The sequence below is a fragment of the Clostridiales bacterium genome (assembly GCA_012512255.1).
In the GTDB taxonomy this organism is placed as follows: domain Bacteria; phylum Bacillota; class Clostridia; order Christensenellales; family DUVY01; genus DUVY01.
Genome location: JAAZDJ010000010.1, coordinates 1 through 7049 on the forward strand (window position 1 = coordinate 1; position 7049 = coordinate 7049).

Annotated in this window: 10 protein-coding genes and 1 other annotated feature; of the genes, 7 read left to right on the forward strand and 3 right to left on the reverse strand. The window is 41.1% G+C overall.

All coding sequences use genetic code 11. The features are described from left to right. Positions 1-329 precede the first annotated feature (329 nt). From rpmG to rplL, 7 genes are all read left to right on the forward strand, one after another. A complete protein-coding gene (gene rpmG, locus GX756_00355; protein ID NLC16322.1) occupies positions 330-479 on the forward strand; it encodes a 50S ribosomal protein L33 in 150 nt (49 codons plus the stop codon). Between the two features lie 15 nt (positions 480-494). After that, complete coding sequence (gene secE, locus GX756_00360; protein NLC16323.1) at positions 495-701, forward strand: preprotein translocase subunit SecE; 207 nt, start codon at positions 495-497, stop codon at positions 699-701. A gap of 4 nt (positions 702-705) precedes the next feature. Continuing rightward, complete coding sequence (gene nusG / locus GX756_00365; GenBank protein NLC16324.1) at positions 706-1242, forward strand: transcription termination/antitermination factor NusG; 537 nt, start codon at positions 706-708, stop codon at positions 1240-1242. A gap of 88 nt (positions 1243-1330) precedes the next feature. After that, positions 1331-1756: a 50S ribosomal protein L11 gene (gene rplK, locus GX756_00370; GenBank protein NLC16325.1), complete on the forward strand. Its 426-nt coding sequence runs from the start codon at positions 1331-1333 to the stop codon at positions 1754-1756. A 13-nt stretch (positions 1757-1769) separates the two neighbouring features. Continuing rightward, a complete protein-coding gene (gene rplA, locus GX756_00375; protein NLC16326.1) occupies positions 1770-2456 on the forward strand; it encodes a 50S ribosomal protein L1 in 687 nt (228 codons plus the stop codon). 9 nt (positions 2457-2465) lie between these two features. Then, positions 2466-2631, forward strand: a sequence feature (ribosomal protein L10 leader region). A 16-nt stretch (positions 2632-2647) separates the two neighbouring features. After that, the gene (locus GX756_00380) at positions 2648-3136 is read left to right on the forward strand and encodes a 50S ribosomal protein L10 (protein ID NLC16327.1); all 489 of its coding nucleotides are present in this window, start codon (positions 2648-2650) and stop codon (positions 3134-3136) included. Positions 3137-3169: 33 nt separating this feature from the next. Further along, the gene (gene rplL / locus GX756_00385; protein ID NLC16328.1) at positions 3170-3544 is read left to right on the forward strand and encodes a 50S ribosomal protein L7/L12; all 375 of its coding nucleotides are present in this window, start codon (positions 3170-3172) and stop codon (positions 3542-3544) included. 65 nt (positions 3545-3609) lie between these two features. On the opposite strand, the gene GX756_00390 is transcribed toward rplL, so the two are convergent. The 3 genes from GX756_00390 to GX756_00400 form a co-directional block, all read right to left on the reverse strand. Continuing rightward, entirely contained in the window at positions 3610-4845 is a 1236-nt protein-coding gene (locus GX756_00390; protein NLC16329.1) for a hypothetical protein, read from the reverse strand. Between the two features lie 83 nt (positions 4846-4928). Further along, positions 4929-6083, reverse strand: a complete 1155-nt coding sequence (locus GX756_00395) for a GerAB/ArcD/ProY family transporter (GenBank protein ID NLC16330.1) — start codon at positions 6081-6083, stop codon at positions 4929-4931. Beyond that, positions 6067-7049 (reverse strand): spore germination protein (locus GX756_00400; protein NLC16331.1); only part of this gene is annotated, 983 nt, incomplete at its 5' end. The genes GX756_00400 and GX756_00395, both read right to left, overlap by 17 nt.

The following is a 7049-nucleotide window of genomic DNA, read 5'->3' on the forward strand; positions in this document are numbered from 1 at the left end:
AAGAAACACTAAACCGTATAAACAATTGGATTGACACCTACCCTCGAAAGCGGCTTGGCTACAAATCAGCAGAACAAGTGTTCGCTCAAGAATTAGAAAAATTTTCTCTTTACCCCTCGGGGTAAAGAGAACTGTAAAACAAATTTATTATACAAACCGTTGCACTTGTAGTTGCAATTTAAGTAAAAAATATAAATACAAAATTATAACGCCAAATAAAAATCCTTGACATAGTTTTTGGTATGTGCTAGATTATATAGAGCACCCTCGGGGTGTTATTTTTAACATTGCGACAAAATAATAAATCAAATATATAAAGAAGGAAAACAATGCAGGACAAAATCACATTGGCTTGCACGGTATGCAAGCAAAGAAACTACGACACTTTCAAAAACAAAAAGAACGACCCTCAACGCATTGAATTAAACAAATATTGCAGATTTTGCCGCAAGCATACCCTGCATAAAGAAACAAAATAAATTAAGGGGATAATTATGGCTGAAAAGAAAAAGGGCAGAATAGGCAGATGGTTTAAGGAAATGGGCAGTGAGCTCAAAAAAGTTATTTGGGCAAAGCCCGCGGCCGTTTTAAAACAAACGGGCGTTGTTTTTGCCGTTGTCGGTTTTTTTATTCTTGCCGTCTGGCTTATTGACCTTGGTTTGTCGCAAGTTTATAATTTGTTGATAAGAAACTTGGTATAAGGCGATGAAGGAAGACATCAAGCAAATGGAGCCCAAATGGTATATCGTCTATACCTATACGGGCTATGAAAATATAGTCAAGGACAGCTTGGAAAAGTTAATTGAAAAAAACAACCTCCAAGACCGTATTTTAGATATCCAAATCCCAATGGAAGATGTCATAGAGGAGAAAAACGGCAAGCGCAAAATCGTGTCCCGCAAAAAATTCCCCTGCTATGTCATGCTTAAGATGCGATATACCAACGACATGTGGCATCTTATAACCGGCACGCGCGGCGTCATCAGTTTTGTCGGGCCTCAAGGCAGACCCATGCCCCTGACGGACGAGGAAATTCGCCGTATGCGTTTGGAAAAAGTCACTATCAATATTGACTTTAAAGTAGGCGACAAGATTAAGATAGTGGAAGGGCCTTTGGCGGATTTTATCGGCGATATAATTGAAATTGATCTTAATAACTCAAAATGCAGGGTCAATGTCAATATGTTTGAGCGCATCACGCCGGTAGAATTGGATATAAGCCAAATTGCCAAACTAGATTAGCATATATTTTTTTAATTTGGGAGGCTAATGCAAATTAGCCGTTAGCACCACGATTAAAAAATATAAATATATTTTTTAAGGAGAAATTATGGCAAAGAAAGTTATAGCTGTGGTAAAACTACAATTGCCCGCGGGAAAGGCGACTCCGGGGCCCCCGGTAGGTTCTTCGCTCGGCCCGCACGGCATTAATATACCCGCGTTTGTCAAAGACTTTAACGAAAAAACGGCTTCCCAAGCGGGAATGATTATACCTGTTGTCTTGAGCATTTATGCCGACCGCTCATTTAGCTATATTATCAAAACGCCGCCGGTCGCAGTTTTGATAAAAAAATACGCAAAAATTGAAAGCGGTTCTGCCGTCCCCAATCGCGATAAAGTCGCTAAACTCACCAAAGAACAAGTTACCGAAATCGCCAAGCAAAAGATGCCCGACCTTAACGCCGGCTCGCTAGAAGCGGCTATAAATATGGTCAAAGGCACCGCGCGAAGCATGGGCGTTACGGTGGAAGATTAAGGAGGGCAGGCAGATGAAAAGAAGCAGAAGATATCTAGAAACCGCTAAGCTCATAGACAAAACCAAAGCTTATGACATCCAAGAAGGCTTTGAGACCGCAATCCAAAGCGCTAGCGCCAAGTTTGACGAGTCCATAGAATTGCATGTGAAGTTGGGAGTTGACCCCAAGCATGCCGACCAACAAGTTCGCGGAATAACAACGCTTCCTAACGGCACGGGCCGAAAGGTCAAAGTATTGGTCATCGCCAAGGGCGACAAAGCCACGGAAGCCGAAAAGGCGGGCGCCGATTATGTAGGCGCCGAAGAAATGATCGCAAAAATCCAAGGCGGTTGGCTTGATTTTGATGTGTGCATAGCCACGCCCGATATGATGGGACAAATGGGTCGCGTTGCCAAGATTTTGGGACCTAAGGGTTTGATGCCAAACCCCAAGTCAGGAACGGTAACCCAAGATATTGAAAGGGTGGTAAAAGACACCAAGCTTGGACGCGTAGTTGAATATCGCATAGACAAAACGGCTATTATACATTGCATAATAGGCAAGAAATCTTTTGGCACGCAAAAGCTTATAGAAAACTTTAACACGGTTATGGACGCTATTATTAGGGCAAAACCCGCTGCGGCCAAAGGAACATATATCAAAAGCGTCTATATAGCGCCCACTATGGGACCCGCTGTAAAGCTAAATTATAGACCTTAAAAATAAAATAATAAACAGCTACAATGTCTTAAGACAGCAAGCGAATAGCTTTTTTGGCTATTCTTAAATCTGTTTAGGAGCTTGCCGAGGGCGATTTAGCTTTTAGTTTTTTGAGTAATTAGACCTCAATTAACAGCTCTTTCGCTATTGGCAAAAGAGCTGTTTTTAATTGATAAAAAAGGAGGTACCAAGTGTCAAAGGCTTTAGAGACAAAAAAGACCAAGGTTGCCAAGATAAAAGAACTGATAACCAAAGCCAAATCAATTGTGCTTGTGGATTACAAAGGTCTTACCGTCGCCCAAGACACTGAAATGCGCAAAGAGTTCAGGGATGCCGGCATTACCTATAAGGTTCTTAAAAACAGCCTTACATTGCGCGCGTTTGAAGAACTGGGCATCAAAGGTCTTGAGAATGTGTTTGAAGGGCCTACCGCGGTGGCGTTCTCTGAAACCGACGAGGTGTCAGCCGCCAGAATTGTTCGCCAAAACATAGAAAAGTTCAAGAAGATGGAAATCAAAGGCGGATATATGGACGGCAGGATTTTGACGGTAGAAGAAGTTAAGGCGTTGTCCCATATCCCTTCAAGAGAACAGCTTATTGCAAACTTGCTGGGCATTTTGACAGCGCCCATGAGAAAACTGGCTATTGTGCTTGACCAGGCTGCAAAGCAAAGAGCATAAAAAAATAAAAAAATATTTTAAGGAGAAAAAATTATGGCAGATTTGAATAAAATTGTAGATTTGGTTAAAGAATTGACTGTTGTTGAATTAAACGAGCTTGTAAAGATGTTGGAAGAAGAATTTGGCGTATCGGCCGCGGCTTTTGCCGCCGCTCCCGCAGCGGGCGCGGCCGCAGCGGCTCCCGCTGAAGAAGAAAAGACCGAATTTAATGTGGAATTGAAAGAGGTCGGACCTAATAAGATCGCTGTTATCAAGGTTGTGCGCGAAGTCACAGGCTTGGGCCTTGCAGAAGCCAAAGGTTTGGTTGACAAAGCGCCCAGCATAATCAAAGAAGATGTCGCCAAAGACGCGGCCGAAGAAATAGTTAAGAAGTTTAAAGAAGCGGGCGCGATTGCCGAGTTAAAGTAAAAACCGAACAAGTTAAAAAAAACCGACAAGCTTTAAAAAACTTGTCGGTTTTTTTTAATATCAAATTAAACCTTAATTTCAAGCTTTAAGTTAAACTTTAACTCAATATCGTATAAAAAATCTTTTATCGTTCTGCCGCTTGACATATATTTGTTATATTTTTTGGTGTGAAACTTATAAAAATACGGGACTATATTAAAAACATCGGCTTCTTTTTCGGCGGCAGCATAGTATGCGTCCTTTACCCGCTTTTGTATATGTTCCTTGGTCTTGTCAATTAACATTTGGGACAGCTTAATTGTATCGTTTTTGCCGACTATTAATGGAATTTGGTCTCTCATCACTTCCACCAATTCCATTCTAGCGCTTATGTTAAAATTTATTTGGGGTTTGTCGTCAAAGCGGCTTTTGATTTTATTGCTTTTGCTAAAAACATGCACAGTTACCTTGCTATCCCCAAAATAATATCCACCCAAGCCCTCAAGCATAAAATGATAAGACTGAGCTTTAGGATTAATCCAGTTGGTGCCCTCCGTTTGCTCTTTGTTAAGTTCTAAAACTAGCTTTCCTTTGACAAATACCGCGGTTTTTGCGTCCGTTTTTAGTTGCGGCGCTTGACCTTGTTTTGCGCCTTGCCCGGAACTTTGGGAGCCATTCGCTTGGGTATAAATACTGTTTTGCTTATCTGCGCCAAAGCTTTGGTTGCTTTCTTCTTGACCGCCGCCGCTCCCTTCTCCGCCGCTTCCGCCGCCTTGACTGGATTGTTCTTGTTTGGTTTCCTCAATGCCGATGAGAATGCAATGGGCGGTGTTTGTAAGCCCATACACGCCTTTTGCGAAACTGCGAAGCTGTATGGCGGCTCTGTCAAATTCTCTTTCGCTTATGTTTGAAAAATCCGCCCAATCAATTTTGGAAATTTTCTCCATTTCGTTAAGGCCTTTTAAGGTTTCTAGAGCGCTTTTTTCGCCGACCGCGACTATCGTATTCCAGCTCATAACATTTTTCCGCAAAAAATAATCAAGAGTTTCCATAATGTTGTCTTTTGCCAAATCCTCGCCAAAAACCAATAACGAACAGGTTTCTTCTGTTGCCAATCGTCCCGTTTTTGTAACCAAAGCATCCATTATGGCGCCGATTGTCGGGCCTTTTTCGGATATTATTTCTTTGGGCGCCGGTTTATCTTTTGACGGCGTGTAAATTTGGGCGCTTACCTCATACCCTTCTTCTGCTTTATCCACGCCTATGGCGGTAATTAAGATGCGCAAACCAATCGTGCTTTCGGCGCTGATTTGTTCTTGCACAAATAAAGCCGCCAAAATTAGCCCAAAAATTACCATTCGTTGTTTAAGGATCTTAAATGATAATTTGATATTTTTCATTTTTTTTATTCCTTAGCGGGTTTTGTGTATAATTGGTTGTTTATCTGCCGCTTTTTTTCTTTTTTGGTGGCTATATAAGCCATAATAGGCGCCGAAACAGGCAGAACAAAAAGCAAAGGAATGATCACAAAATATTTATATTCGCTCGTAATCATTCTTTGGAAAAGCAAGGTATTTTTATCAATAAAACTATATATTGCCCATATTGCAATAATCACTATAATAGATAAAATATATTTTTGGACGACAGTGTCTTTTAGGCCCAAAGTTTGCTTAAGAAAATAATATAATGCCCAAGTGTTGATAATTATTCGCATAAGAATCGCTATCATCCACATAACCGAGAAGATAAGATCAAATCTAGCTAAGCTTTGGGAGCCCAATAAAAATAAGGCGATATCCCTTAATGCGTGGCCTTCTTTTTGGAATACGGCAACGTCTTCGTAAAAGCCGTAATAAGCCATCGCAAACATGATAGAAAATACTGATGCTACAACGGTAGGTATAGTCAAGACTAGGCCAATACCTTTTTCCACTTTCACTTGGCCAAGTATGCATAAAATACAAAAATAATCGCCCGCAAAGAACATATATTCTTTAAAACCGTTTAAAGGTATTTTCATGCCCGATTCCAATATTGGCAAGATATTGCTAAAATCAGAAGAAATAGCCACTACCACCATAGTTCCTATAATCGCAAAAGCTACGCCCGTGCCTATCAATTCAAAAATTCGGGCTATGCTTCTTAACCCCCTATATGCGCAAAACACTGAAACGATTATAATAGGCAACGCCAAAGGTTTCCAAGAAGATGGATACAAAACGTCGGTCGAGTATAGATTATAATCTATCAACATTACCGAAACCCTAATCAGCAAATATAGCGTCAAAAACCCTAAGATTATCTTGGCGGCGACTTTGCCCAAAGATTTTTCTATGATTTGATACAGGGTAAGCTCGGGATTGATTTTTATCACTATGTAATACATTATTAGATGAAAAATGTCCAAGGCGACAAATAACGCTATGGCAACCCAAAGGTCTCTGCAAGTAATCCTTACAATGCGGCTGGGTATAAAGACAACTTTATAAACCAAGGATGCGAAAAATAATATATATACTAATTGATGCATAGTCACATCTTTAGTTATCTTCCTCATTAAGTTTTATTCTCCTTTTGTTTATATTGGGGAAAGAAAACGGGCGCAATGTGTCATACTTAATGTCTGTTTTTATAAGCGCGTCGCCCAAGTCTTGGTAGACTTTGGGGGCGTATGGCGCCAAATAAGGCGCGCCATAACTGTCCAAAGACGCCATATAAGCCAATATGACGAACTCAAGCAAAACAATTCCCAAAAGGCCGCCCATTCCGCCGGCTAGTGTAAATAAAAGTCTTAATATCTTAAAAATACCCACTTGATTGGGAATCATATACAAAGATATCGCGCTTATTGAGACAAACATTACGGTGGGCGAACTTAAAAGTCCGGCTTTGACGGCGGTATCGCCTAATACAAGCGCGCCCACAATGCTCATCGCCATGCCCACATACCGCGGCGTTCTTAAACTCGCTTCGTGGATTATCTCAAACAAGAGTATGACAAACAGCATTTCATACATCGGCGAAAAAGGCACGCCTTGGCTGGAATTGAGGGTTGTTACCAAATAGTCTATGGGCATCGCCATATAATGAAACATTCTAAGCGCCACATAAATCGCTGGCAGCTGCGTTCCCAGCAAAATTCCCAAAAGCCTCATAAATCTCAAAAAAGTAGAACGCGTGCTTTTTGTGTAATAGTCGCCGCTTTCCTGTATTTCCTCAAAAAAGATAAAAGGAACAGTCAACACCATAGGCGAGCCGTTGACGATTATTGCCACCCTGCCTTCCAAAATCTTGGATACGATTATATCGGGCTTTTCGGCGACGCCTACCGTTCCAAACATTGAATTGGGCTTTTCGCTGATAAACTGCGCTATGTAATTTGAGTCTATTATTCCGTCAATGTCTATAAGCTTGAGCCTGTGGCTTACTTTTTGCACGATATATTCATCGGCGATGCCTTTTATGTAACAAAGCGCGACTTCGGTATTGGAATATCTGCCGATAGAATGCTTTTCATAGACAA

Excerpts from the sequence above, each read along its gene's own strand:
- rpmG (NLC16322.1), top strand. The coding sequence starts at position 330 with ATGCAGGACAAAATCACATTGGCTTGCACGGTATGCAAGCAAAGAAAC.
- rplA (NLC16326.1), top strand. The coding sequence starts at position 1,770 with ATGAAAAGAAGCAGAAGATATCTAGAAACCGCTAAGCTCATAGACAAA.
- rplL (NLC16328.1), top strand. The coding sequence starts at position 3,170 with ATGGCAGATTTGAATAAAATTGTAGATTTGGTTAAAGAATTGACTGTT.
- nusG (NLC16324.1), top strand. The coding sequence starts at position 706 with ATGAAGGAAGACATCAAGCAAATGGAGCCCAAATGGTATATCGTCTAT.
- rplK (NLC16325.1), top strand. The coding sequence starts at position 1,331 with ATGGCAAAGAAAGTTATAGCTGTGGTAAAACTACAATTGCCCGCGGGA.
- GX756_00395 (NLC16330.1), bottom strand. The coding sequence starts at position 6,083 with ATGAGGAAGATAACTAAAGATGTGACTATGCATCAATTAGTATATATA.
- secE (NLC16323.1), top strand. The coding sequence starts at position 495 with ATGGCTGAAAAGAAAAAGGGCAGAATAGGCAGATGGTTTAAGGAAATG.